Genomic DNA, 26,540 nt, shown 5'->3' with positions numbered 1-26,540 from the left:
GAGAATCATGCACCGAAAGCGAATCTTATACATTCTTCATGATATTCAGATAGGCGGCGTTGAGATTGCTCTAATTTCAGCGATTCCAGAATTGAATAGGCAATTCGATCTCAGAGTAATAGCACTGGGAAAAATAGATGACAAAGTTATTTCAAATCTTACTCCTGACGAGAAACGCCGCCTCTATTCATTTGACTACAAATTTTATCTGTATCCTTGGCTTATTTTTAAACTACTGCAGTTTGTCCTGCAATTTGATCCTGCAATAATGATTTGCTCTCTATGGAGGGCCTCACTGGTCGGGGTTGTAGTGAAGGCATTCCGGAAAAGAATACAATTCTTAGCATTCATTCACAATACTGGTTTTGCACACCAGTTTGACCGTTTCTTTACAATTTTGGCAATTCGCCATTCTGATAGGATCCTAACCGATTCAAAAGCAACATTCGATTTTGTAAATTCAACGTTCAAACCTAATGTACCACTTCAAATCATATCTTTTTGTATAAGGCCATCGCCAGCAGAGGCTCATTTCATACAACTGGATACCAATGACGTGCGCATCTTTTTTTTAGGTAGAATTGCTGCGGTAAAAAATCTACCGCTAGCCATCGACACTATCGAATATTTAAGATCTCAAAACCTGAACGTTACCCTCGACATCTACGGACGAAATGATGGGGCCGAGGAAGATGTCAAAAAATATATCCATCTCAAAAAGCTATCGGATCACATCAAATTCATGGGTGAATTACATGGTTCCAAAACGGAGATCATGAATCAATACAATTTTCTTATACAACTCAGTTCACGGGAAGGAATGGCTATGAGTGTTGTGGAAGCGATGCAAAATGGGATCCTTTGCATTGTCAGTCCAGTGGGGGAAATTCCAAATTATGCCAGCGACATGGAAACTGCAATTTTTATTGATATCTGGGAGTCTAAACAATGGCTTCCATCACTGGAAAAGATAGTGCAGGTGTTGCGAAACCCTGCATTGTACGATCAAATGTGCCGAAATAGTGTGGACAAATTTAAAAATGCACAAACCTATTCAGAATCATTAATAGAACAACTCAACACCATCTGACCCTTGGTTCAAGATATCTGCACTTTCAATATCCAAAAATTAAGGACTTATACTAAATCTTAACAAACCCTTTATATTGCTATTTTAACGATTCATAGACAAATGTTGCTTTGTGTCACATTTACCCCATAATATTCTTCAAAATTGTACAATTACTTTTGAAATAACGGCCAAGTAAGCATTTAGACAACACAGGTTCACTAGTTTATCTGGCATCGATCCCAAAAAATTTATATTGTTATATTGGTGAGTTAATTTCATTTTTAAAAAGTTTATGTTTAAACTTGTGTCTTGACACACTTTTTTTTATTGTTTAAGATATTCTTGTATCAAAATACACACATATGAGCAACACTTACGTATCGGAACGGAGGTATATTCACAGACTACTAAGCAAAACTGCCGTTTCAGAAGAAGTATTGATTGTTACCAGTTATGATTATTTTCTTCAGAAATATGATCTAGCCTTACTACTTAAAAAATATAAGGAGATCATTCTTATTCCGCATAGTTCTGATGACGATTACTTGCTAAATCATACCGTGAGGCCGCTTTTGGATAAATTTGAGAAGATCCATCTTGTGACCAATCCCCAATATGATAAGAGAAACAGGGTCATTTACGAGCTGGTTGTCAGGAAAAATAAATCCATTCGCATCAACACGGTTTACGATTTTTGCGAAAAGATTCTCAAAAAAGTTTACATCCCCGATAACGTCTCGGAAATTAATCCAAATCTGCTTTCCTTACCCGTCTTTGGGAGAAGAGTGAGATATCCGAAAAAGATTATCGACGTGACTATCTCAATCATCCTGTTTCTATTCACACTTCCACTCTGGATATTGAGTTATTTCAGAATCAAGCTGGAATCTCCGGGGCCTGTCTTTTACTATCAGGAACGTGTTGGCATGAACAACGTCTCTTTCAATTGTATAAAATTCCGGTCAATGGGCTTGGATGCGGAACAGAATGGCGCTTCCTTCTCCAAGAAAAATGATGCTCGAACTTTTTCCTATGGCTCTTTTATGCGATTGAGCCGGATTGATGAGCTTCCTCAGATCATTAATATATTCAGGAGAGACTTATCACTTATAGGCCCTCGCCCGGAAAGGCAGGTTTTCACAGAAACTTTTGACGAAACGATCCCTTACTACAACATGAGGCACAATATCAAGCCCGGGATCACTGGATATGCACAGGTAATGTATTCCTATGGGGCTGGCGTATATGATGCCCGTCACAAACTCATGTATGATCTCTACTATATAAAAAATTGGAATCTGTTTCTGGAAATGAAAATCATTTTGCTGACCGCTGTTGTAATCTTGAAGAAAAGAGGTCGATAACATCAAAAAGAAGCTTTTTCGAAACACGCATACCAGGATTGACATTTTTTACTCTTAAGCTCTCAGGTCGAGATTCTCGTCTGAGAGTTTTTTTTGAATTAACGTTATAACTTTGGCAAAATAACCTTTCATCAACGGAAAAGACGTTTCTCTATTTATTTACATGCCGGCCCCGATCCCTCAGTTGCGAGTCTGTTTAATATTATCTTTGTCTTTCCTCGCGTTCAATGTTTACGCACAGGATTCTACGCTTTACTACAATGCATCTGTCGTGGCGGCAGGTGCCACAGAACAAACGCCATTCTGGGAACAAGCCAATCAAAACGGCAGCGTCCCACTGGATGGAAAATTTGTTTTGGGCAATCTCGGCGTGTATAAAGTGTACAATCCAAACAATCCCCGTTTATTTCAATGGAGTGCTGGCTTGCAGGCCATTGGGAGCTATGGCAAATCCACCACCAACTTATTTTTATCTAATGCCTACGTGGCGGCGAAAATTGGAATAGTAGAAATATTAGCGGGGCAGAAAAGCATGGTTACGGGTTTAATGGATACCACGCTTACATCCGGCTCTCTGTCCGTGGCTGGTAACGCACGGCCGATCCCGAGGGTGCAAATATCCATCCCAAATTATTACCCGTTCTATTTTTCCAATGGATTTGTATCCTTTAAATTCTCATACTCCGATGGTTATCTTGGGGCAAGTAGCATTAACTATGGAAGCACCATCCGGATTCCCCGCACCTATTTTCACCAAAAAAGCATGTACCTGAGGTTTGGTAACACATCACAGCGATTTAAGATTTATGCCGGAATGAATCATCAGGCCATGTGGGGTGGTGAAGCACAAATTAACCCCCTCTACGAATTCAAACCGACTAAGGCATATTGGTATACCATCATCGGCAAAACGGTTGACAATAGGAAAGTCGGAAACCATTTCGGCACGATTGACATTGGTGGTGAGTGGAAACGTAAAAATTGGCTGTATTTTTTATATCGACAAAATATATACGAAACAGGGTCTCTTTTCAAAGTAATCAATTTTGAAGATGGTTTGAATGGCCTGAGTATAAAACGGATCGGTAGACTGCCAGATGGATCTACGTATTTCGCATTTCAGTCTTTTCTTATTGAAGTTTTAGGAACACAGAACCAGATTAATAGCTCACCGCTTGGCGGACTGGCACTATTTGAGAGAGGCAATTATTATAACAGTTACCTGTATCGGAGAGGCTGGTCATATTTTGGTACAGGAATCGGTACCCCACTCATTCCTGCTTCGGGGAATACAAGGCAAGATTTGCCCAAAAGCAGCTCTGAATTTACCAATAATAACCGTCTCTGGGCATTTCATACCGGGTTAACCGCGACCTGGTTGAATGTACGGTTGGGGTTTAAAGGCACATACTCCCGGAATTCCGGCACATTTTTTAATTCCTACGACAAGGTAAAGCAGCAGGCATCCGTTATTCTAAGTGCGGAGAAAAGTTTAAAAATGATGAAAGGCTCCGCTATTTTTTCGAGCATATCATCGGACGTCGGAGACTTATATAACCATTCCTTTGGATTGCTGATTGGGTTTCGGAAAAATGGCTTTATCGACTGATAGTCCAGTCCAACCGCGAAGTACAATATGAATACAGAAAAGTTATACTTATTTTTGTTTCCTTGAGATTTACATTATACACATTACGAACGAGCTGTTGGGCAATTTTATGAGAATTTTTAACTTCCTTATTTTCCTTCTTGTAGTGCCTATTATTGGTTTTTCACAAACTGAGCCCAGCCAACCTGAGATTTATACTGATTCCACCACCAACTATATTGAGTTTGACGGTACCGGAAGCAATAACGGTCATACTCCGTTTTGGATCCAGGCTAATCAGTTCGGAACAATTCCCGTCACCGGGCCAGCAGGAATTGCCAGAGTAGGCATTGAGCATTACTGGACATTGTCGGCCAACACAAACAGAAATATTTGGAGACTGGGCTTCGGTGTGGAAGCCGTGGGAAGCTACAATGACACACCAAAGCTGCTGCTGCCACAACTGCATGCTACGCTGAAATTTAAAAACTGGGAATTATACGTTGGCCGCAAAAAACAATGGGTTGGCCTGGCTGACTCAACCTTAGGTTCCGGGTCTTATGCCTGGTCGGGCAATGCACTTCCAATACCTAAAATATTTATCGGAACAACCCGCTTTGTCTCTGTTCCGTTTACGAAAAATTGGATATCCTTTCAGGCATTCTATTCCGACGGCATTTTCGAACGAGGCAGGCCTGCCACTAGTGGTCTGAAGCTTCATCAGAAAGCTTTTTATTTACGCATTGGAAAAGCAAACTCTAAGCTGAAATTATATGGGGGCTTTAACCATCAGGTTCAATGGGGAGGTAAATCAAAATATTTTGGTACTACGACAGATGGCAGCCTGCCAGATGGTTTCTCAAACTATCTTCATGCAGTAGCTGGAACCATTGGAGGATCAGGGGACAATCTTCAGCATTTTGACAGTACAAGCAGGATCGGCAATCATCTTGGCTCCATTGATATGGCTGTTGAAGTCGAAACTTACGAGGCTAGTTTTTTGCTGTACCGACAGTTTGTATATGAAGACGGTTCATTGTTTTACCTGACCTCAATCGCGGATGGCTTAACCGGCTTCCGGATCAAAAAGAAGAATTCTTATGGTGCCGATTTTGAGATAACCGAAGGAGTGTTAGAAGTGCTTTTCACTAAAGATCAGGGCGGAGATATTTTTATTATTGGAAATGGGAAATACCGGGGACATGACAATTATTTCAATAATCAGCAAGTCAGGGATGGCTGGTCCTACTTCGACCGCACCGTAGGAACTCCCTTTATCACACCTACTTCACAAACAAGCTGGAAATGGCCGTTGTATGCAGATAATTTCACCAACAATAACCGCGTCCTTGTATATCATTTGGGGTTAAAAGGCACTCTGTTCAGAAAAATTGAATGGCAAACAAAACTTTCTTATTCCAATAACTCAGGTACCTATCTCGAAAGGTTCCACGGTTTACCCATGCAATTCTCAGGCTTATTCGCCATACAGTCCAAATTAGATATTTTGGGAGGATTAACCCTTAAAGGAGCATACGCTGCCGATATCGGTGATTTATACCGAAAAACTTACGGATTTATGATTGGTGTAAGGAAAGACTTCTCATTTTATTGAAGTCAATCTTCTCAAAAGTTGTTTCGGATTTTTTCAGCAGTTGCCGCCAATTCTTCTTGCGAAACCTTAATTTTCTTTCCAAAATCTGCATCAGCCATACTATTTAACGGAAGTAGATGGATATGTGCGTGAGGCACTTCCAAACCAATTACACTCACACCAATACGCAGACAAGGAACCGCTTTTTCAAGCGCGGGAACAATGCTTTTCGCGAAAAGAAAGAGTTTCGAGTACAATTCTTCATCCAGGTCAAACAGATAGTCTATTTCCTTTTTTGGAATAACAAGCGTGTGACCATTCGCAATTGGAAAAGCGTCCAGAAAAGCCAAGAAATCGTCATTCTCCGCTACTTTATGGCAAGGGATTTCCCCTTTTACTATTTTCGAGAATATGGAAGCCATATCATTGGGGTTATGTATTTGCTGATGAAGGCAGAGAACAACTGCCCAACTTTTGATCAAAATAAGTAATTAGCTGTATAAAAGTACTTAATATTGTGATCCAAAACTTTTAACAAAGAAGACATGAATTGTAAAAAATGGCAAGCTTTAGGTAAGGCATCGGCTATCGCAATGGTTTCACTCATATTAAATGGAACTACTGCCATTGCCCAGGAAAAAGGCAAATGGGTTACACTTTTTGATGGCAAAAGCCTGAATGGCTGGCACAGCTGGCAATCAGACAAAGTGTTACCGCAATGGAAAATTGAGGACAAAGCGATCGTGCTTGCAGAAAAAGGAGGAAAGGATCTTGTTACAGATAAAGAGTACGGTGATTTCGAACTTGAATTAGAATGGAAGATCGCAGAAGGCGGAAACAGCGGCATTATTTATCACGTGATTGAAGATAAAAAGTACTGCTGCCCCTACTCTACCGGTCCGGAAATCCAGGTTTTGGACGACGAAAAACATCCGGATTCAAAAGCGGGAAAAGCCGGTAACCACAAATCCGGCTCATTGTATGATATGCTTCCACCTAACGATATCAAAGTTGTGAAACCTGCGGGACAGTGGAATAAAGCAAAAATTGTCATCAAAGGCGGCCATGGCGAAAGCTGGCTTAATGGTAAAAAAGTAGTTGACTTCCCTACACAGGGCGCAGATTGGGACAAGCTGGTTGCGGGAAGCAAATTCAAAACCTGGGAGGGATTTGGTGCTTCTTCAAAAGGAAAGATCGCATTGCAAGACCATGGAAACCAGGTATCTTTCAGGAACATCCGCATTAAAGAGTTATAAGATGCTGTCATCCAATGTATTAGCCCAATATTGGCGGCTATAAACGCGTTTGAACGGCCAATTTTTCATTCGCAGGAGGAGGGGTAGATAAGCGTGTGGTTCTTTCGACGACTTGCTATGATGGTACAAATCGTCATCCGTCAGGATCAAACCCTTATATACCCCTTCTTTTTTAACCGTCACATCACCAAAAGGCAATTCCTTCCCATATTCAGGCTGCAGTTGAAGTAAGCGGTCCTTTAAAAGCCAGTCCGCCTTGAATTGTTTTGTCGAAACAGGCTGAGGCTGAAACTTACCCTCTGAAACTTCCAGGGCGTACTCAAGATAGGCTTTCAGCATTTTCGGCCCGGCATTAGCCAGTTGCTCCGTCTGCAACTGGGGCGGCCATAAGCTAGTAACAAAATAGATCCGCTCTCGGGCACGCGTCACTGCCACATTGAGCCTGTTTTCGCCTCCCTGCATATTGAGGCTACCAAATTGCATAGCAACCTTTCCTTTCTCGTCGGGAGCATATCCCATCGAGAATATAATGATGTCTCGCTCGTCTCCTTGCACATTTTCAATGTTTTTGACAAACAGGCCAGGGGCGGAGATCCCTTCCTTTTCAATGCTATCCTGAATTGCTTGTTGCTGGTAAAAATTGAATGTGACAACTCCAACGCTATGATTTTGAATCCCAAGTTCTTTCAACAATTCTACCACCCGTTGAACCTCTACCAGATTCGTATTATTTTTCCAAATGCCATCCGTTTTAATGTATTGAATTCCAGGCACATCTTCGTTAATCCTCGAAAAGTCGGGGAGCAGTTTCAGGGTATTTTTATAGAAATTTTGGTTAGAGAAATCAATAAGGTCCAGGGAAAGACTTCGGTAATGTCCGGTTAGCTGATATTGTTCCAGCGATTGCGCCGCCAGATCCAGCAAAGATTCAATTTCGATCACGGCAGAATATTCTTCCTCCTCGCTCTTATCATCAAAACGGATTTTGTATAAATCACTTGGTGACAGCTGTTTACTATCTCCAGTTACCACAATCTGCTTTCCACGAAATGCAGCCGGCAAGCCATACTCCGCATAACATTGCGAAGCCTCATCAAAAATCACCAAGTCAAAGAGAGCTGCCTGCATTGGAAAAACAGCTGATACTGCCTCCGGGGACGCCATCCAGCAGGGAACCAATGAAAATACTTCGTCCGTGTAGCTTTCAAGAAGTTTTCTGATGGGCCATATCTTTCTCTTTTTGGTAACCTGATGCCCTAGTTCCCTATAAGTCACCCGATTTCCTAATCGATTTTTTTCAACATCCTGATAAGTCGCTTCCCTGAGTTTGATACCAGTGATATCGCCACTTAATTTTTGTTTATGTGTGATGCTTTCTTGAATTTGCTCCTCCCATTGCCTCATTTTCAGCGACGTTACCGACCTTAAATGAGGATGCTTTGTTTCTATATGTTCAATCCAGGCCAATTTGATGCTGTTTTCGAAAACGGTCAATATTTCGTGTGAGCTGCGCTCCCGTACGCTGCGCGCTTCGATAACCTTTTGGGTCACGGATTGTTCGGGAGCAGACATTTCCAGCCATATCCTATCCATGTCGACCATTGAATCAAAATCCTTTCGCAAAGAATTTAGCAATTGTTGGCTGTGTGTCGGCTCCTTGACAAGCATTTTGATTTGATCAGGAAGCAAAAAGGGCGACATGGCTTTTTCCAAACGGTCCCACGCTTCCAGCCATTGCCTCAACCGGCCTATGCTTGATAAGAAAGAAGAAATGTCTGACGCCTTCAACGACATTTCTGTAAAAATCAAAAACCATGGTTCGATCGTCGCTCCTACGACCGCGTCAGCAGCCGTTTCAGCTTGTTGAAAAAACTGCAAATATCTTTGACCTTCTGGCGGGTCAACATCATTGAAGTAGCTTGTTTCAAACCCCAAATTAGGATTTTTAAGCCAGGCGTGTAGTTCTTGACGATTTCTCACGCGAAGCTGAAGCGTCGTTAAATCCTCCAAAGATAAGGTCAACCCATTTTCGGCTGCTACGAAAGCAATCTCCTTCTTATCCTTGGCAAACAAATCCCACCAAAGTGCATTAAATGCTGATTTTTTGACATCAACAGCTTTTTTCAAAGTTTGTGCGAATATTGGAAGCTGTTCACCTTTTAAAGAAAATTCAACACCGTCTTCCGCCAGAAAGCCCTCTAATGCGTCGGTGGTTTGTCTGATAAACGCGAGTCTTTCATGACAGCTTAACGGAGAAGCTATATACGTTTTAAATAATGTCCATGAATGCGGGTTTGATACCAGCTCTGAAATATCCAAAAGCCTTTCCAGCATTTCGCTTCTGTCTCCAATAAATATATCTGAAAATGCCCGATCTGTTATGGATTCAAATTTTTCCTTCTGTTGAAGAGATGCTCCTGGCCATTCAGCAAGCATCCTTTCCATGTCACGCAACTCACTTATGCCAAATGTGGCGAAACTTTTGCGTTTGCTCCAAACATGTTGAGACGTAATGTGCAGCGCGTATTCGCTGTATGTTTTGAGACGTCTTTTGAAATGATCCCACGTATCGGGTCGGAAATGTCTGTAATATTCTTTAACCTCTACAAAGGCAGCGTTCTGATTACTAGTAAGATATAACTCTTTAATGCTGATCCCACATTCACTTTCATCAAATAAAGCATTTCGAAAACTGGTTAAATCAACGACCGTCCTGTCAATCGCACGACTTTCCTGGGCGAATTGCCTTTCTATAAAAACGGCATCCAAGCTGTAATTTTCCTGTCGATAAGCCTCGACCTTCTCAATTTGTGACGCAATTTGCCGGAAGAGCGATGAACGGTCATTCTTGAAATCATGGATCAAGCCTACAAAATCATTCATCCCAATACTTGTAAGGCGCTGATAAACAACATCAAGAGCGGCACGTTTTTGGCAAACTAATAAAACACGTTTACCTCTCGCCGAAAAGTCGGCCATCAGATTGCAAATTAATTGGGACTTGCCGCTTCCCGGAGGTCCCTGAACAACAACGGATCGACCCGATTTTACCGCCAAAATAATCTCTTCTTGGGACTCATCCACCGAAAACGGAGTCAGCACCTCCTCCTCTCTTACGCTCCGGGTACCCACTTCAATTGGATCCGCTTCTGCCAATTCCTCCCGGTCATATTCCTCACTTCCAATCAGGGGCATCACGAAGGGCTTTACTTCAAAATTTTCAATAAGCGTATTGTAATCAGGAACGAGATAAGAACCTGCTTGCGGGAAAATACCGAGAACAGCCTCAGGAAACAGCTTCAACTCACCATTTCGCTCGGTAACCGCCAATTCCGAACTTTTTTCAGGACTAAATGAAACCAGCTTATCCTCAAAAAGCTGCTGGTTAAAATTTATCTTGAAAGGCGTCGTCTTAAGCCATTCATATAATTGCGTCCGGAATTCCAGAAAATCCTTCGAGAAATCTTCCAAAGATTTTTCCAGCACATCATCGGGGATGGGCGACTCATTAAAATGCGCATAAGCAAGCGCAAAACTTTGATTCAGCGTAATTGCACTCTCTTCTCTTTCATACAAACACCATTGTTCCCTTTCCATCCGCAATGTGACCGGGAAAAAAAGTAATGGGGCATGAATAGGTGTTCCGTCGGAAAGCTTGCCTTTGACAAATGGATATCCTACATACAAGTCCTGCGAACCCCGCTCCTCTTCTATGAATTTTTCAGTACGTGCTATTTTTCGCAATCTCTTGCTCACCTCATTAACCTTTTCAAAACGGGAATCTGCAACATCGCAAAGCGCAATGCGTGTTTTTCGCTGAATCAATTGGCCTACAAGCTCAAAAGACGGTTTCCCTAAAAGAAAATCCGTCTCATGAATGTCCAGAAATTGTTCTGCTGCGAGGTTGGTAAGTAAAAGGGACTTATTGCGTGCGCTGAGATTGGTTAGTCGTTTTAAATAAGCTTTCAGAATCCGGTTCATAGATACTCAAACGATCCCTTTTGCCTAACTATTAGATAGTACTTTATCCTCATTTTCTTTTTTTTCAGGGATAAGGACAGAGGCAAGTATGCTTACCGCCAGTATTCCTAAAATGATATACAGAGAATAAACCGTTTCAAATCCCATGTCTTCAAGCGGTTTGTGAGCTAACATCTTTCCTCCAATGAAGACAAGCAATACCCCTAGACCATATTTCAGGAAGCGGAATAGTCCCATAATGTTGCTCAAGAAAAAGAACATGGAACGCAGGCCCATAATGGCAAAAATATTGGAAAAGAACACCACATATGGATCTTTTGTAACCGAGAAAACCGCTGGTACAGAATCTACTGCGAAGATTAAATCTGTAAATTCGATGATTAGCACCACTACAAATAAGGGAGTAACGAGCCATTTTCCTTTCTTCAGTACAAAGAAATGCTCCCGTACATACCTTGGAAAAACGGGTAGGTATTTAGCGGCAAATTTCACAACAGGATGTTTGGCAGGATCAATTTTTTCCTCTTCACTACCCTGAAAAAATATTTTACCTCCCTGGTAAACCAGCAGTATCCCGAACAAATAAATAATCCACTCAAATTGCTGCATGAGTGCAGATCCCAGGAAAATAAAGATAAACCGCATAACAATAGCGCCTAACACGCCCCAGAAAAGCACTTTCTTAAAGTATTTCTGCCTTACACCGAATGAGGAGAAAATAAGAATGATCACGAAGATATTATCAACTGAAAGTGCATACTCCAATAAGTAGCCGGTGATAAATTCCAGCGACATATTTTTCCGGTAAATCTCGACGCTTGAATTGAAGTTACCTGGAACCAACTGTAATTGAGGCGCATATTTATTCTTAATTGTCTCCAGTTCCGCATAATTATCCATTCCATGGACCAGGTCCCCGTGTGTTCTAATTATAAAGTAAAAGACCAAAGCCAGTGCGATCCAGGCGATCGTCCACGCTGCGGCTTCTTTGAATTTGACTATATGGTCTTTTTTGTTAAAAACTCCGAGGTCTAACAGGAGCATTACGCTTATTACCAATATAAACCCGCCGAAAAAAAGTACTTCGTTGGAAAACATGAAAGATCTTATTTAATAAAAAATCAGTGGATTAAATGTGGGGTGATTCAAATTAATGTAACCGTAATCTAGTCAAAATCCCCGTGCAGGTGGCAAAGGTAGTCAAAATATAAAGTGCACATATTAATTAGGACAGAAGGCAATAGTGCAAGAAATTCAGGTTGTAGAAGGTTTGATTTACAATTTGTTAATGGAAAGTTGTCGCCTTTTTAACAAATATTTCCTATAAAAACTTGCGTCAAATAGACCATGTGCATACATTTGCACCACGATAACCGAGTCGGTTACGCGAAAGTAGCTCAGCTGGTAGAGCGCGACCTTGCCAAGGTCGAGGTCGCGGGTTCGAACCCCGTCTTTCGCTCGGAGGACATAAGCACCGGAAACGGTGCTTTTTTTCTCATAGGTGCCAAAAGTTCACAACAATGGCTGACGCCGGGGTGGTGGAACTGGTAGACACGCAGGACTTAAAATCCTGTGAGCCGAAACGCTCGTACGGGTTCGATTCCCGTCCCCGGTACCAACAGCCCTGGCACAATGCCGGGGCTGTTTTAGTTTGGAACCTTCACTTGAACATGGCTCTACCTATTTATCCCGCCTGCCCGAGAAAATACATTACGCCAATCAGAAGGAACATTAGTACTGACCATTTTAGAATTGCAAGCCGCCCCGGCTTCGGACCGCTTCGCAATACCTCCACACCCAATGGCACCATTGCCACGCATAGACCCAATATGACCAATACGGATACGATAGAACTGCCTTTAAGGACTCCTATCATCAACGCCGACATTGAAGCCAAAGCAATCGCCCGGATGAGACCAATTGCTTTGGAAAGATAAGCTCCGATGGCCAATATTGTCCAGCCCGAAAGTATTGCCGCTGATAATGTTGCTACAATGTGAAAAGCACCGTAAGAATTGGCCACAGCTTCCGTCGCCTGCCCAAGACTTTGCACTTCCACCAGCTGAAAGGCCAGGTGATTAATCCCGTAGTGAAATGTCCTGGCAAATAATCCAAGCAGTACAAAATTCCCACCCCAAATTGCCCACCCCGGTTTTGTCCGCCCGATTAATGTGGCGAGCGTAATGATGGCCGGATACAACAAAATGTTTCCCGCTAGAAATAGGTTATATGCGGTCATTATCCGCATTGGATGTTGCTTAAAAGCGATCAGCTGATTGGTAAAGAAAAAGTCGAAAGGCAGACGAAGAACACTGCCGACTAGCAGCAGCAACGGGCCTACAATCAATGAGATGCCTCCAACCCAGCGGCCGGGAAACCAGAAATCATCAGGATTAAGGGAATTTTTCATTTCTAACATGGCTTTTCAAATGTGTTATATGCATAAGAAGGTACTATGTATTACAATATACTTGAAAAGTTTTTAGGTGAGTAAAATCGGCAACAAAAAAGGCTGCCTAAAAGACAGCCCAGTGTGTATAGATCTGGTTAAGATTCAACCACTAACGAACATTTACGTTAAAACTCCCTTCGGTCAGATTGAGCTTTTTAGTTCCGGTAGGATCCATAACTACGATGTTGAAAGTACCTGAAACATAAGTTGCCGTTCTTTTCTTAATGGTAACCGTTCCTGTGCCGCCGTTGATGGTTGAAAAAGTTTCTTTATTTAGCGTCATCACAGCAAAGTTAGTTTCATTGATTTGCACTGTTCCTTCCTTTACAGTATTTGGTAACGCGATAGCGACAACATCATTTGTTTTGCTGTCAACACCATAAATGGCATAGTACAAATCATTTCCAGGGAAACTAGCAAGTGCATAAGCGTAATCAGGAGCGTAAGCTTTTCCGTCAACTTTTACACTGAATCCGACTGTTGCATCTGGTTCGGGCGTTACGTCATCCGATTTTTTGCTGCATGAAGTCAAACCAATAAGACTGATAAAAGTTAGAGCTGCGAAGAATTGTAAAGTTTTCATAATGAAATTGAGTTGTTGTTTTGTTTTGAAATCTTGATTAAGTCTGGGTCTAGGATCTTTTTTGCTGTCCTGTTTCCCTTTGACATTTCAAAACTAATACAACCGGGAGGCGTCAATTTTCAGAATGTGTGTGAGGCCGGTTTTGGTTTAAACGCGGCGGAAATTATCTCAAAATTGGTTATTTTAATTTTCCTGAATTGACATAAAAGTCAGACAGTAGGGCTAGGAACTCATCTTTGCGGCGGCGCGAAACCTCAATTTCCGTATTGTCGCTCATCCAAACCTGCCCGCCATCCCCTTTTACATATCTCTTAATATGTTCCAGGTTTATAATGTTGGACTGATGCACCCGGAAGAAATAGAAATTGTCCAGAATCTCTTCATATTCTTTCAGTAACCTCGATACGACGATAGCAGGGCCTTTTACCAAATGGAATTTTGTATAGGAACCCAGCGATTCGCATTGAATGATATCCGTCATCTGAACAAAATGGATACCTTCTGCGGTCGGCAGGGCAATGCGCTGGTTCTCATTCCTTTTGCGCTGAATGAGCCTGGGACTTTTTGCGGGATCCAAATGTTCCTGTAATATCTGAAGCTGCTGAGGGTTAACGCTGCCGATTTGCGATTTGAATTTCTCAACTGCGGTCTGCAGTTCATCCGGATCGATAGGTTTAAGCAAATAGTCGATCGCGCTGAAACGAAAGGCCCGGATCGCATACTCCTGATAAGCCGTCGTAAAGATCACCCCAAAATCAACCTTTTCGAAGCTTGCCAGCAGGTCAAAGCCCGTTTTCCCCGGCATTTGAATGTCCAGGAAAACAAGATTTGGTTTTACTTTTCCAATCAATTCAATACCCTGATCCGCATTTTTGGCTTCCCCGCAAATTTCTACTTCCGGACAGATAATACGAAGCAGATTGGTTAAGGCTTCACGCGCATTGGTTTCATCATCAATGATTACTGCCCGAAGAGATTGCTGCATTTTTTATACGTTTTCAATTGGAATGATCATTCTTACGCGGGTACCGGCAGGCTTATTTTCGTCGTCAAACAAATCAATCAGTTCCAGTTTCGCTTCACTGTCCTTTCGGCGTAGCGAGTCAAAAATCCCTCTTGTCATTTCTTGTCCGCGCGATATATGCCCTTCTGTCCTGGGCGAAAACTCCCGCCCGACCCCATTGTCTTCGATGGTGCAGATGATGTGTTTGTCTTCAAGCTTAGCCATTATCTTCAATTTTTTCTCGCCTTCCTTAGGCATCAGTCCGTGCCAGATTGCATTCTCTACATAAGGCTGCAATAACATCGGCGGAAGCTGCGCGTCCAGGAGTATTTCATTTTCCTCAATCTCAAACACATAAGTAAATTCATGATTGAACCGAAAAGACTCAATTTCAACGTACATCTTTAATGTATCAATGATTTTTTCAAAAGACAGGTATTGATGATTTGAATTTTCCATAATCCTCCGCACCAGTTTCGAAAACTTGGAAAGGTACTTGGCACCTTCTACCCCGCGGTTTGTAAGCAGATAATTCTGCACCGAGTTGAGTGAGTTAAATAAGAAATGCGGGTTCATTTGCGATTGAAGCGCTTTAAGTCGCCACTCCGCAATCTGTAAATCCAATTGAGTCCGTTCAGCCAGCGTATTAAACCGCCATCGCATCATTCCCACGATCAATGCGGCAATGGTAAGACCGATCAGGATCCTGAAAAACCAGGTGTTCGTAAAATATGGTTTGACAGTGAGTTGGATCGTCAGCGGCTTTTCGCTCTTAATGCCCGAATTGTTACTGCTAACTACCCTTAATATGTAGGACTTGGCTGGGAGATTGGTGAAAGAAACGGTATTCTGATTGCCCATTTCAACCCAGCTGGACTCAAACCCATCCAATTGGTAGCTATAATGATTTTGCGATGTAGGTTCAAAATTAAGCGTGGAGAAATTCAGTGTAATCGCATTTTCATCTGGCTGAAGCACAATTTCTTTTGCCAAATCACTCTTAAGTATTTTTCCTTTGACCTCAACCGTACTCAACGCGATCTGCGGACTGGTAACCTGCTTGCCCAGCTGGTTCACATTCAGAATATTAATGGCATTGGTGTGCCCAAGTATCAATTCTTTATCCGGCTTGAAGTAAAATCCGACCGGTGCATTGCTGCGAAGACCTTCAATAGTGGTCAGGTAGCGAATCCTACGGGTTTTTAGATTGGCAATGTGAATGCCTTCGTTGGTACTGAACCACAAGTTCCCATCCTGGCTTTCCGCGATATTGGCGCAATACGTATCATTCAATGCTGACGTTTTGAAGGAAAAAGTACTGAGTATCCGGCCCGTACTTGCGAGTTTGGCGACGCCTCCCCAACTGGCAACCAGGATTGAGCCGTCCGTGGTAAGCTGCATTCCATTGATGCAATCCCCGCCAAGCCTTCGGCCCTTATTGAATTTGAGTTTTTCAATGTTAGTGAATTCTCTGCGTTTTTCGTCATAAAAAAACAGTCCGCGAGAGCAGGTAGCAATCCAAATCTTTCCATCCTGACCTTCCAGAATACCCTTGATATAACTCAGATTGATCAGTTTGCGCATTTCCTTGTCCATCCAAAGTTTGAGTTCCGTGTTGGTCTTCGGATCTATCACCCTTAATCCTTCGTTTAGATTGGCAATCCAAAGTCTTCCCTTGCGGTCCATCAGCCCATCACGAAAATCCCGGTTTTTGAACAATTCCGTACCTGGTTTCCATAAAGCAAAAGATCCTTTGGCCAAATCCCCTTCAAAAACCCCTTTATCCGTAAAAGCAAACGGCCGACCGTTGATCCAGCGCAATTGCTGGGTGATCGCATTGAAAGGATAGCGCAGCAAATCGAATTGATTATTTCCAGAATTCCATTTGATCACTCCTGAATGTGAGAGGCCGAGCAGATAGGTTTTGGCTTCCATTGGCAGTATGCTCGCTACCTGGACCGGAAGCCTGACCATGTTGGGCGGAATGGCGATGGTCTTAATGCCGATATTCCGGTAGCGATATTTATAAACCCCTTCGCTGGTACCGATCCACAGGATCCCATTGGTCTTATCATCATACATATCATTTACCTTAATCCCGTTATTATAGAATTCGGGCAGATGGTACAGTTCATTGCTTTCAGGATATAAAACGCTCACACCATCATTTGTACCTACAAAAAGAAGCTTCCGGCCATTTTCGTCAAGGGATTCCTGAACACACAAAACATTACTATGTTCAAATCCAGCTTTGCGGATGCTGAAAGATTTATCCTTCGGGGAGTAGCGGATCAGTCCATATGCATAACCTCCAATCCAGATATTGCCTGCCGCATCGGAGGATGCTTTACTCAACCTCATTGGAATCCGATTCTTCGGTAAAGCAGCTTCCGACCCGAGCTCGCAAATCAGTTTATCGTTTCGGCGGTCATACCAGAAAAGTCCCAGTTCAGACACAATCCATAATTTTTTTTCAGAATCCTCAAAAAAGCTGGCATATTGGTAAACATCCCCGCCGGAGGCTGAGGTCTTAAATGAGTAACGTCGAAGTTTTTTGGTTGCCGGGTCGTAGCGTTTGACCGACGTATAGTCGCACACCCAAACCTGGTCGTGAGAATCAACCATTCCCTGTTCGTGCAGGTCATTACCCGGATCTGAATCGTCGTAGTTATTGTGCAGCAGCGTGCTTACTTCAAGAGTCTTAATATCAATTTTAACCAGTCCCCTTGTGTCAACCGAAGTAAAAATATCTCCCTTCGAATCCGTGGATACACCGGAACAGTAGCCCAATAACAGGCTATCGAGGCGGAGAAAATCATAACCGTCGTACCTGCAAATGTTACGACCGGTACCGATCCATAAAAAACCTCCTTTGTCTTTAGTTATGCACCATACATCATTGGATGGAAGCCCATCTTTGGTGGTAAGATGTTCCAGCGTGAGCGTCGGCATCTGAGCATTGATTTTCCAGGAAATGCTGAAAGCAAGCAGGAAAACCCATAAATACTTCATAAACCGATTTTTATTGGAGCCTTTTTATACTATCCCTTAAAAGCCACGCCGCCGGGTTACCATACTGTTCAACGCCCTCAGCGAAAATCCTTCAGGGGAAACGAACACAGGTAATTGCAGTTTAACAGCTCATTTGGATTATTCACTGCGCCGAAGATATCGACATTTGTTTTGGAGTTTGCAGGACGATAAGAGTCCTGTATAAAATCCTGATGAATGTGAAGCCGCATCTGGAACGACGGAATTTTCGACGGTCCGCCGTTGGATGCAAACTTCCCTGGGAAAAGCTTAGAAGCAGCAAGCGGTTTTTCCAATGCAGTATCCGGGGGTGGACAGGAGCGCTGTCGTTCACAATAGCAGATAACCAGAAGAACGCTAAAAATAAAATAGGCCGGGAATGATTTCATGACTGAGGTTGAGTGGGTTACATGATCAGAAAAACACAAGTGTGAGGAGGATGATCAGGGTTATGAAGAGCAATGCAATCCAGTCGAAACCCTTTTCAAGGAATCGCTTCAGACTTCGTCGAACCACTTTCATGCGGCTTTTTTTTGTCGTTTGTTCGCCCCAGCCCATACTCTTTATGTCGTTCATAGGATCAATTTCATATTAAAGATGTCCACTAAGTCGTAGGAAAGCACTCGGGATTGAAATCCGGTAAGAAAAGGAGGAAAACCGGCGGCATCCACTTGATATATGGAGGCTTGTAATTGAATATATTCTACATAAATATTTCAGAGGACTTACCTGGACAAGCCTTTTATTTAGCCCCACTTTAACTTATATTTGAAGTTTTCCAAAGTAAAAAGATGGCCTTTTCAGGAAGTCTGTTCTCTTTTTTCATCAACATTTCATAGCGCAGGACCACCAATGAAAGTATCTCCCTCAGAGCCGTTTAAGATTGTTTATTCAATTCTTAACCACGAGTACCTGGGGTATATTTTTGAAACATTTGTCGTCCAGCTAAATGCCCAGGGAGATTTTACATTTCAAATCCAGAACATTTCTTCCAAGAACATTAAGGAGTTCCGCAGCGGCATTGATACTCACGATGTTGAGTTAGTTAAGCTGATTGATGACATCCAGCAGGACGCTATATTGAGGAAATTCAATACCAAAAAGTGGAATGCCATTGATTTTTTCCTGAAAGTTTATGACCCTCAAAAGGGCGATAAATCGATCCAGGAGGCCATTACAGGATATCTTGAAAACTGTAAGGCTAAAATACTGGAAAGGCTGGCCGGAAAAGATATGTTTATTATGGGCAGCGATGGAAATCCGCTCTGGAAGCCTGTTGTGATGGAGGAGGAAAAAGCCACGATCCGCTTTCATTTTATCCGCAACGAGGACAACACCCATTACTTTCCAACCATCCGCCATAAACTCCAAAAGCTTGATTTCCAATACAAAAACGCATTTCTGATTTGCGAAGACCCCGCTTGGCTGGTCGTAGAAGGGCATCTTTTCAATTTCGAGGGTAATGTGGATGGCAAGAAGATTAAGCCATTTCTTGCTAAAAAATTCATCGCCATTCCCGGGCCAATGGAGGAGCAGTACTACGGCCGTTTTGTTGCGCCGCTAATTGCTTCCTATGATGTGGTTGCGCGCGGATTTGAGATCAGAAATGTGTCTTCGTCCCCTAAAACAGTCCTTACCATCTCCGAATATTCGAATACAACAAAAAAAACGCCGGTCCTTTTCCTTGATACGGAAGATGTGGAAATCATTGAAGAAGAGGACAATGATGTTGCATTCGACTTGTCCTTCCTATACGCAGGTTTTTCGTTTCACTACGATAGCTTTGCCCACCCCTCCAGTGTTCACATGGAGAAAAAGGGAAATGATTATTTTTTTAATAAAGTCAAAAGGAATATTGATACGGAAAATCAGAATGTACGGTTGCTGAAAGAATGGGGACTGAATATGCGGAACGGAAAAGTGCAGATGCCCAAGTCGCAGGCTTTTGGCTGGTTGCAAGGAAACGCTAATGTTCTGGCCGAAAATGGCATTACTGTACGGCAAAATACGAGCGATGCCAAACGTTACTTTCTGGGCTATTCGTCGCTGGATATCTCCATTCAGGAGGGAAGGGATTGGTTTGATATTCATGCCAAAGTGAGATTCGGTGAATTTGAAATCCCATTTATTCAGCTCAGAAATCACATTCTAAATCGCAAAAAAGAGTTTTTGCTGGCCAATGGGGAAATTGCGGTTATTCCCGAATGGTGGTTTACCAAATATTCTGAATTCTTCTCTTTTACCGAGCATGGTGACGACGATGAGTTGCGGCTGCGCATGCACCATCTCGCACTTGTCCAGGAATTGAAAGAAGAAAATCTTGCGACTGCAACAATTAGCCGGAAGCTCGAAAATCTGAGAAATTTCCAGCAGATAGAACCCGTTGATCCACCTAAAAATTTTATTGGCGTACTCCGACCTTATCAAAAAACAGGTTACGATTGGCTGCAATTTTTAAAACAATACCGATTGGGTGGTTGCCTCGCTGATGATATGGGACTAGGTAAAACAGTTCAGACCCTCGCACTCCTGCAATCAGAAAAAGAGGCAGGGATAGACAAACCTTCGATGCTGATTATGCCTACTTCCCTGCTTTACAACTGGCAGCTGGAAGCAAAGAGGTTTACGCCTGACATTAAGGTTTTACTCTATACCGGCACACACCGCGAGAAAGACACCTCTCAATTTGACCAATACGATCTGATATTGACTTCTTATGGGATCGTCAGACTCGACATTGATATCATTGAAAAGTACCGGTTCAACTACGTTATTCTCGATGAGTCGCAGGCAATCAAAAATCCAGCTTCCATTATTACAAAAGCGGTGAGAAAGCTGAATTCTTTGCATCGACTGGTTCTCACAGGCACGCCTATCGAAAATAACACGCTGGATTTGTGGTCACAAATGTCATTTGTAAATCCGGGTTTATTAGGCAGTCAGTCTTTTTTCAGGGACGAATTTCAGATACCAATCGAAAAGCGGGGCGATGAAGATAAAACCAAACGGCTCTACAATTTGATCAGGCCATTTATACTGAGAAGGCTAAAGTCCCAGGTAGCAACGGATTTGCCCGAAAAAGTGGAAAGTATTCAATACTGTGATATGTCGGAAGAGCAGGAGAAAGCCTATGAGGAGGCCAAGGCTTATTACCGTAACCTTATCCTGCAAAGCATTGATGCTGACGGTATATCCAAATCACAGTTGGTTGTATTGCAAGGGTTAACCAGGCTCAGGCAACTTGCGAACCATCCTGCAATGGTGGATTCAGAATATCATCACGGTTCCGGCAAGTTCGAGGATGTATTGTATAAAATGCAGACCGTCATCAGCGAAGACCATAAAATCTTGATATTCAGCCAGTATATTAAGCATCTTGACCTGTTCAGACACTATCTGGATGAAAAACAGATCAAATATGCGTATCTCGACGGCGCCACCCGGGACCGGCAGGAGCAAGTCGAAACATTCCAGGGCGACGAAGGCATTAAAATATTCCTGATCTCTTTAAAAGCGGGTGGTCTGGGACTTAACCTGACTGCGGCCGATTATGTTTTCATTCTGGATCCGTGGTGGAACCCAGCTATTGAAGCACAGGCAGTAGACAGGGCGCACCGAATCGGGCAGGATAGAACGGTATTTACCTATAAATTCATCACCAAAAATTCGGTAGAGGAGAAGATCTTGGCCTTGCAAAGAACCAAGAAGCAACTTGCCGATGACCTGATTTCAAACGAGGAAGGTTTCATAAAATCACTCAGCCGAGAAGATGTGCTGAATTTGCTGGCTTAAAAAACATTTGTCACCCTGAGCGGAGTCGAAGGGCGCTCCTACCAAGTAGAAACGCCCTTCGACTCCGCTCAGGGTGACAAAGGGCTCAGGGTGACAAATATTGACCTAGCTCACAGAAGTTAAACTTGACAAAAAACTAAACTGACAACTCAGGCGCTTCTCTGCTGATCAACGCTTCCCGATCGGGGCCGGTTGAAATGAATGTAATAGGTAATTTTAATTCTTCTTCCAGGAACTTCACATAAGCAAGCAACTCTTCCGGGATGGCGTCAAAATCGTGAATGCCGTCCAATGATTGCTGCCAGCCTTTAAATTCTTTATAAACGGGCTCAACGGTTTCATCACAAAGATCATATGGAAGTTGATCAGTCAATGAACCGTCAGGAAGGCGATAATCTGTGCAAACATTAATTGAATCAAAAATAGTAAGCACGTCCACCTTCATCATAATCAATTGGGTTACCCCGTTAATCATGATCGCATATTTCAATGCAGGCAGATCAAGCCAGCCGCAGCGACGCGGTCGGCCGGTTGTAGCACCGAACTCACGGCCTTCAACACGCATTTTTTCACCAATTTCTTCTAGCAATTCGGTAGGGAAAGGACCGCTGCCGACACGTGTGCAATATGCTTTGAAAATCCCAAAAACCTCTCCCACCTGATGCGGCGCAATGCCTAACCCGGTACACGCACCAGCGGCCATGGTGGTGGAGCTGGTTACAAAAGGATATGAACCGAAATCAATGTCGAGCAACGATCCCTGAGCTCCTTCTGCCAAAACTGTTTTGCTTTGGGCCAATGCGTCGTTAATGATGTATTCGCTGTTCACCAATGTAAACTGCTTCATAAATTCGATAGCAGCAAAGAAATTGGTTTCAGCCTGCGGAAGCACGTCTGAATAGTCGTAAGAATAGAAATCGAGGATAACTTTATGGGCATCAACGAGTTTCTTATACTTGGCAGCGAAATTCGGAGACAAAACATCTCCAACTCTTAATCCCAATCTGGCAACTTTATCCTGATAAGCCGGACCGATACCGCGTAACGTAGAGCCAATCTTTGAATCTCCTTTTGAACGCTCATAAGCAGCGTCAAGCAAGGAATGTGTAGGTACGATGATGGACGCTTTTTTAGAAACGTACAAATTACTGAACAAATCGAGGTTATACTTTGCCAGGTTTTCTATCTCCCTTTTAAAAACGATGGGATCCAGTACAACACCGTTTCCGATGATATTTTGGATATCGCTGCGGAAGATACCTGACGGAATTTGATGTAACACATGCTTTATACCATCAAACTCTAATGTGTGCCCTGCATTTGGTCCACCCTGAAAACGGGCAACAACCTGGTAACGTGGTGCAAGAACATCCACAATTTTTCCTTTTCCCTCGTCTCCCCATTGGAGACCAAGTAGTACGTCAACTTTCATTCAATGTATGATTACTGAGACTTAATTTGTGAAAGATAGAGGCTCCACGGAAAGCGGAGCCTTCATGATAATGCTATCGGTCCTCGTAAACTGCACTCACCTCCCGGACTTCATTCCGGTTCTGGCAATTTTCTTTGGTACAGTTCCCATAAAAAATAAGCGAATGATGAAGCACGCTGAAATTCAGCATTTCGCCCACCATATTCTGAATGCTCTGGATCCTCGGATCGCAGAATTCCATCACCTTATGGCAGTCCGTACAAATAAGGTGATCATGCTGCTTGTTACCATATGATTTTTCGAATTGGGCCAGATTTTTTCCAAACTGATGCTTGGTAACCAGGTCGCAATCCACCAAAACGTCCAATGTATTATAAACTGTGGCGCGGCTCACCCGGTACCGTTTGTTTTTCATGCTGATGTAAAGTTCGTCCACATCAAAATGATCTTCCCGATTGTAGATCTCTTCCAATATCGCAAAACGCTCGGGTGTTTTACGAAGTCCTTTATTTTCCAGATAAGCCGTTAAGATCTTTTTTGCGGCTTCGAAATTTGGTTTGCTGGCTTGTGGCATATCTCTGATATTCTTGCGCGAAAATACGCTTTTTTACTTAAATCACAGTTAATCTGACCGTTTTACACCGCTCTGTTACGCATTACAAACTCAATAACAACGGGTTGCCAGAATCGTTCGTACTATTATTTGACATTGAGATTGGTATCAAAACGCTGCACATTATAAACGCCTTCAACCTGCTCCAATTTATCAATAAGCACATCCAAATGTCGCGTATCCTGAACATAGAGCTTGATATCCCCATTGAAAACACCATCTTTTGTATCAATGGTCAAACCCCTCATATTAATGTGCAGTTCATTGGAAATGATCCTGGTCACATCATTGACCAAGCCTACCCTGTCTGTCCCCGAAAGATATAAACCTGCAAGGAACGCTTCCTCCTTACTCGACTCCCACTTTGCTTTGATGATCCGGTTCCCATGCTTGGACATCAGTTCCGCTGCATTCGGGCAGGTTGTCCTGTGGATTTTGATACCCTCATTAATGGTAACAAAACCAAACACGTCATCTCCGGCGATCGGGTTACAACAAGGCGCTAGTTTATAGTCAATTTTATCCATGTCGTCACCGATCAGCAGCGTATCGCTGTCGGCACGGTCGCCATGGATGTGTTTTAAAAACTTTGTTGTTGTCTTTCCGTCTCCTGTATGATTACCAGGCAGCGGAGGGGTATGAACAACGTCTGATGATTTGCGTTCTTTGGCTTCCTTATCTCTTTTGAAGCGCTTTAATTCATCCGGCTGAATGTAGCCTTTTCCTATTCTGTAAAAAAAGTCGGCCGCAGTCTTACATTCAAAAAAAGCACGCAACTGATTGACGACTTCGGCTGTGAGGTCGATACCCAGGACTTTCAGCTTTTTTTCAACGATTTGTTTCCCGTCAGTTTCGTAACGACGGTTGTCTTCTTTGAGAAAATCCTTGATCCGTGCCCTCGCTTTGGAAGTAACAACTACCCTAAGCCAGTCTTCATTCGGTTTTTGTTTGCTCGAAGTAATGATTTCGACCTGATCACCATTATTTAGCACATAACTGATCGGTACGAGTATACCACCTACTTTCGCTGCCATGCAATGCGCACCTACCTCGGAGTGGATATCAAATGCAAAATCAAGTGCGGTTGCGCCGCTTTGCAATACTTTCAGTTCTCCTTTTGGCGTGAATACAAAAACCTCCTCATTGAAAAGATTGCTTCTGAACTCATCCAGAAACTCTATGGCTGCTGTTTTGTCGCCGAATCCATTTTCAAGCGTTTCACGGACTTGCGTGATCCATTGCTCAATGTTGCCACGTACTTTGGTATCGTTTCCTTTGTATTTCCAGTGTGCTGCATAACCCTTCTCCGCAATCTCATCCATACGGGTGGTACGGATTTGAACTTCCACCCACTGCCCACTCTTGCTCATGACAGTCGAATGCAATGATTGGTAACCATTGGCTCGCGGCGTACTCAGAAAGTCTTTCAGACGGTCCGGATTGGGTTTATAATGGTCAGTAACAATGGAATAGGCCTGCCAGCAAATCGCTTTTTCCCGATCATTCTCAGCCGAAGATTCCAACACGATCCGGATTGCGAAAAGATCATATATCTCTTCAAAAGGCTTATTCTGTTTGCGCATTTTGTTCCAGATCGAATAAATCGATTTGGGACGGCCTTTGAGGATAAAATTAAGTCCTGCCGCTTCCAGGTCCTGCGCAATAGGCTCCATGAACTTTGCAATAAAGCGGTCACGAATGCCTTTCGTTTCTCTCAGCTTTCTTGCAACTGCACGGTATTCCTGTGGCTCGGTATATTTGAGATATAACTCTTCTAGTTCCGATTTAATGCTGTATAAACCAAGCCGGTGCGCGAGCGGAGCATAGATAAAAATTGTTTCGGAAGCGATTTTCAGCTGCTTATCCCTGGGCATGCTGTCCAGCGTACGCATGTTGTGCAACCTGTCGGCCAGCTTTACTAAAATCACCCTTACATCATCCGAAAGTGTGAGCAGCATTTTCCGGAAGTTCTCAGCTTGTTGCGAAGTTCCGTATTCAAAACGACCCGAAATTTTCGTCAGGCCATCGATGATCTTGCCTACTTTTTTACCAAAAAGCCTTTCAATGTCTTCGATACGCATGTCCGTATCCTCAACGACATCATGAAGCAGGGCTGCAACGATACCCGTAGTCCCCAAACCAATCTCTTCAACTACGATTTGGGCTACTGCAAGGGGATGGTAAATGTATGGTTCTCCAGACCGGCGACGCATTTCCTTATGCGCTTCAACGGAGGTATAAAAGGCTTTTTTGATTAATTTAGCATCATTATCCTTTAAAAATGGCTTGGCTGTACGTAATAACCGGCGGTATTTTTTTAGAATATCTTTACGCTCCTGTTCCAGATCAATGATGAGGGGTTCAACGAGTTGCTCCACTGCTATATGTATTGGTATGCTTTACCAAAATAACAAATTTTGGGCACATTTTTAGCTAAGCGATTACCAAAAGATAAAATTTTTAAAAAAGCTTGCATGTATACAAAAATTAAGAATACCTTTGCACTCCCAATTCCACAAAAGGCGTAGAAAAGGGTTGAATAAGCGGGCGTGGCGGAACTGGTAGACGTGCTAGACTTAGGATCTAGTGCTGCAAGGCGTGGGGGTTCGATTCCCTCCGCCCGTACGAATTAAAAGGGAATGACGGGGCGTCAGATTCCTGCAAAAATTGAATTGCTCCGTTGTATACCCGTCAAATGCCCTCAGGACATCGTTTTGAGGGCATTTTTGTTTATTTCTTTTCTATTTATCCAAAGATATTTACCAACAGCATAAGCGACT

18 protein-coding genes and 3 tRNA genes are annotated in these 26,540 nt (G+C 42.9%); 9 read left to right on the top strand and 12 right to left on the bottom strand.

Translation table 11 applies throughout. From position 1 onward, the window contains the following. Nucleotides 1-7: 7 nt before the first annotated feature. The 4 genes from FHS68_RS03545 to FHS68_RS03530 all read left to right on the top strand — a co-directional run bounded on the left by FHS68_RS03545 (nucleotide 8) and on the right by FHS68_RS03530 (nucleotide 5,639). Nucleotides 8-1,090: a glycosyltransferase family 4 protein gene (locus tag FHS68_RS03545; protein WP_167267256.1), complete on the top strand. Its 1,083-nt coding sequence runs from the start codon at nucleotides 8-10 to the stop codon at nucleotides 1,088-1,090. 344 nt (nucleotides 1,091-1,434) lie between these two features. After that, nucleotides 1,435-2,436, top strand: coding sequence for a sugar transferase (locus FHS68_RS03540; protein WP_167267255.1), 1,002 nt, complete (start codon nucleotides 1,435-1,437; stop codon nucleotides 2,434-2,436). Between the two features lie 208 nt (nucleotides 2,437-2,644). After that, nucleotides 2,645-4,045, top strand: coding sequence for a capsule assembly Wzi family protein (locus tag FHS68_RS03535; RefSeq protein WP_229211756.1), 1,401 nt, complete (start codon nucleotides 2,645-2,647; stop codon nucleotides 4,043-4,045). 109 nt (nucleotides 4,046-4,154) lie between these two features. After that, nucleotides 4,155-5,639, top strand: a complete 1,485-nt coding sequence (locus FHS68_RS03530) for a capsule assembly Wzi family protein (protein ID WP_167267253.1) — start codon at nucleotides 4,155-4,157, stop codon at nucleotides 5,637-5,639. Between the two features lie 11 nt (nucleotides 5,640-5,650). On the opposite strand, the gene FHS68_RS03525 is transcribed toward FHS68_RS03530, so the two are convergent. Then, on the bottom strand, nucleotides 5,651-6,040 hold the full coding sequence (locus FHS68_RS03525; RefSeq protein WP_167267251.1) for an HIT family protein: 390 nt from the start codon (nucleotides 6,038-6,040) through the stop codon (nucleotides 5,651-5,653). Nucleotides 6,041-6,163: 123 nt separating this feature from the next. Between FHS68_RS03525 and FHS68_RS03520 the strand changes: the two genes are divergently transcribed. Continuing rightward, nucleotides 6,164-6,874: a 3-keto-disaccharide hydrolase gene (locus tag FHS68_RS03520; protein ID WP_167267250.1), complete on the top strand. Its 711-nt coding sequence runs from the start codon at nucleotides 6,164-6,166 to the stop codon at nucleotides 6,872-6,874. On the opposite strand, the gene FHS68_RS03515 is transcribed toward FHS68_RS03520, so the two are convergent. Together FHS68_RS03515 and FHS68_RS03510 are read right to left on the bottom strand one after the other, a co-directional pair. Beyond that, nucleotides 6,869-10,855 (bottom strand): AAA domain-containing protein, encoded by a 3,987-nt coding sequence (locus tag FHS68_RS03515; RefSeq protein ID WP_167267248.1) that lies wholly within the window; start codon nucleotides 10,853-10,855, stop codon nucleotides 6,869-6,871. The two genes, FHS68_RS03520 and FHS68_RS03515, sit on opposite strands and share 6 nt — an antisense overlap. A 24-nt stretch (nucleotides 10,856-10,879) precedes the next feature. Beyond that, the gene (locus FHS68_RS03510; RefSeq protein WP_167267247.1) at nucleotides 10,880-11,953 is read right to left on the bottom strand and encodes a TerC/Alx family metal homeostasis membrane protein; all 1,074 of its coding nucleotides are present in this window, start codon (nucleotides 11,951-11,953) and stop codon (nucleotides 10,880-10,882) included. 288 nt (nucleotides 11,954-12,241) lie between these two features. Here FHS68_RS03510 and FHS68_RS03505 point away from each other — a divergent pair. Together FHS68_RS03505 and FHS68_RS03500 are read left to right on the top strand one after the other, a co-directional pair. Beyond that, nucleotides 12,242-12,314 (top strand) — tRNA-Gly (locus FHS68_RS03505). Between the two features lie 70 nt (nucleotides 12,315-12,384). Then, nucleotides 12,385-12,473 (top strand) — tRNA-Leu (locus FHS68_RS03500). Nucleotides 12,474-12,539: 66 nt separating this feature from the next. Here the strand turns inward: FHS68_RS03500 and FHS68_RS03495 are convergent. The 6 genes from FHS68_RS03495 to FHS68_RS03470 all read right to left on the bottom strand — a co-directional run bounded on the left by FHS68_RS03495 (nucleotide 12,540) and on the right by FHS68_RS03470 (nucleotide 18,499). After that, nucleotides 12,540-13,265: a hypothetical protein gene (locus FHS68_RS03495; RefSeq protein ID WP_208408152.1), complete on the bottom strand. Its 726-nt coding sequence runs from the start codon at nucleotides 13,263-13,265 to the stop codon at nucleotides 12,540-12,542. Nucleotides 13,266-13,416: 151 nt separating this feature from the next. After that, a complete protein-coding gene (locus tag FHS68_RS03490) occupies nucleotides 13,417-13,890 on the bottom strand; it encodes a DUF6252 domain-containing protein (protein WP_167267243.1) in 474 nt (157 codons plus the stop codon). Between the two features lie 178 nt (nucleotides 13,891-14,068). Then, nucleotides 14,069-14,875: a LytR/AlgR family response regulator transcription factor gene (locus FHS68_RS03485; protein WP_167267241.1), complete on the bottom strand. Its 807-nt coding sequence runs from the start codon at nucleotides 14,873-14,875 to the stop codon at nucleotides 14,069-14,071. A 3-nt stretch (nucleotides 14,876-14,878) separates the two neighbouring features. Continuing rightward, nucleotides 14,879-17,905: a sensor histidine kinase gene (locus FHS68_RS03480; RefSeq protein WP_167267240.1), complete on the bottom strand. Its 3,027-nt coding sequence runs from the start codon at nucleotides 17,903-17,905 to the stop codon at nucleotides 14,879-14,881. A 77-nt stretch (nucleotides 17,906-17,982) separates the two neighbouring features. After that, complete coding sequence (locus tag FHS68_RS03475; protein WP_167267238.1) at nucleotides 17,983-18,312, bottom strand: hypothetical protein; 330 nt, start codon at nucleotides 18,310-18,312, stop codon at nucleotides 17,983-17,985. 25 nt (nucleotides 18,313-18,337) lie between these two features. Beyond that, nucleotides 18,338-18,499, bottom strand: a complete 162-nt coding sequence (locus FHS68_RS03470; protein ID WP_167267237.1) for a hypothetical protein — start codon at nucleotides 18,497-18,499, stop codon at nucleotides 18,338-18,340. 276 nt (nucleotides 18,500-18,775) lie between these two features. Here FHS68_RS03470 and FHS68_RS03465 point away from each other — a divergent pair, with 276 nt between their 5' ends. Next, nucleotides 18,776-21,715, top strand: a complete 2,940-nt coding sequence (locus FHS68_RS03465; RefSeq protein ID WP_167267235.1) for a DEAD/DEAH box helicase — start codon at nucleotides 18,776-18,778, stop codon at nucleotides 21,713-21,715. A 136-nt stretch (nucleotides 21,716-21,851) separates the two neighbouring features. Here the strand turns inward: FHS68_RS03465 and FHS68_RS03460 are convergent, their stop codons facing one another. From FHS68_RS03460 to FHS68_RS03450, 3 genes are all read right to left on the bottom strand, one after another. Further along, nucleotides 21,852-23,147 carry an adenylosuccinate synthase gene (locus tag FHS68_RS03460; protein ID WP_167267234.1) on the bottom strand — a complete coding sequence of 432 codons (1,296 nt, stop codon included), beginning with the start codon at nucleotides 23,145-23,147 and terminating at the stop codon, nucleotides 21,852-21,854. Between the two features lie 73 nt (nucleotides 23,148-23,220). After that, entirely contained in the window at nucleotides 23,221-23,721 is a 501-nt protein-coding gene (locus FHS68_RS03455) for a Fur family transcriptional regulator (protein WP_167267232.1), read from the bottom strand. A 125-nt stretch (nucleotides 23,722-23,846) separates the two neighbouring features. Next, nucleotides 23,847-26,138, bottom strand: coding sequence for a RelA/SpoT family protein (locus tag FHS68_RS03450; protein WP_167267230.1), 2,292 nt, complete (start codon nucleotides 26,136-26,138; stop codon nucleotides 23,847-23,849). Between the two features lie 165 nt (nucleotides 26,139-26,303). On the opposite strand from FHS68_RS03450, the gene FHS68_RS03445 reads away from it, so the two are divergent. Then, nucleotides 26,304-26,385 (top strand) — tRNA-Leu (locus FHS68_RS03445). Nucleotides 26,386-26,540: the final 155 nt, after the last annotated feature.

The organism is Dyadobacter arcticus (assembly GCF_011762185.1).
Lineage (GTDB): Bacteria > Bacteroidota > Bacteroidia > Cytophagales > Spirosomataceae > Dyadobacter > Dyadobacter arcticus.
This window is presented reverse-complemented; position numbering and strand designations above follow the sequence as displayed.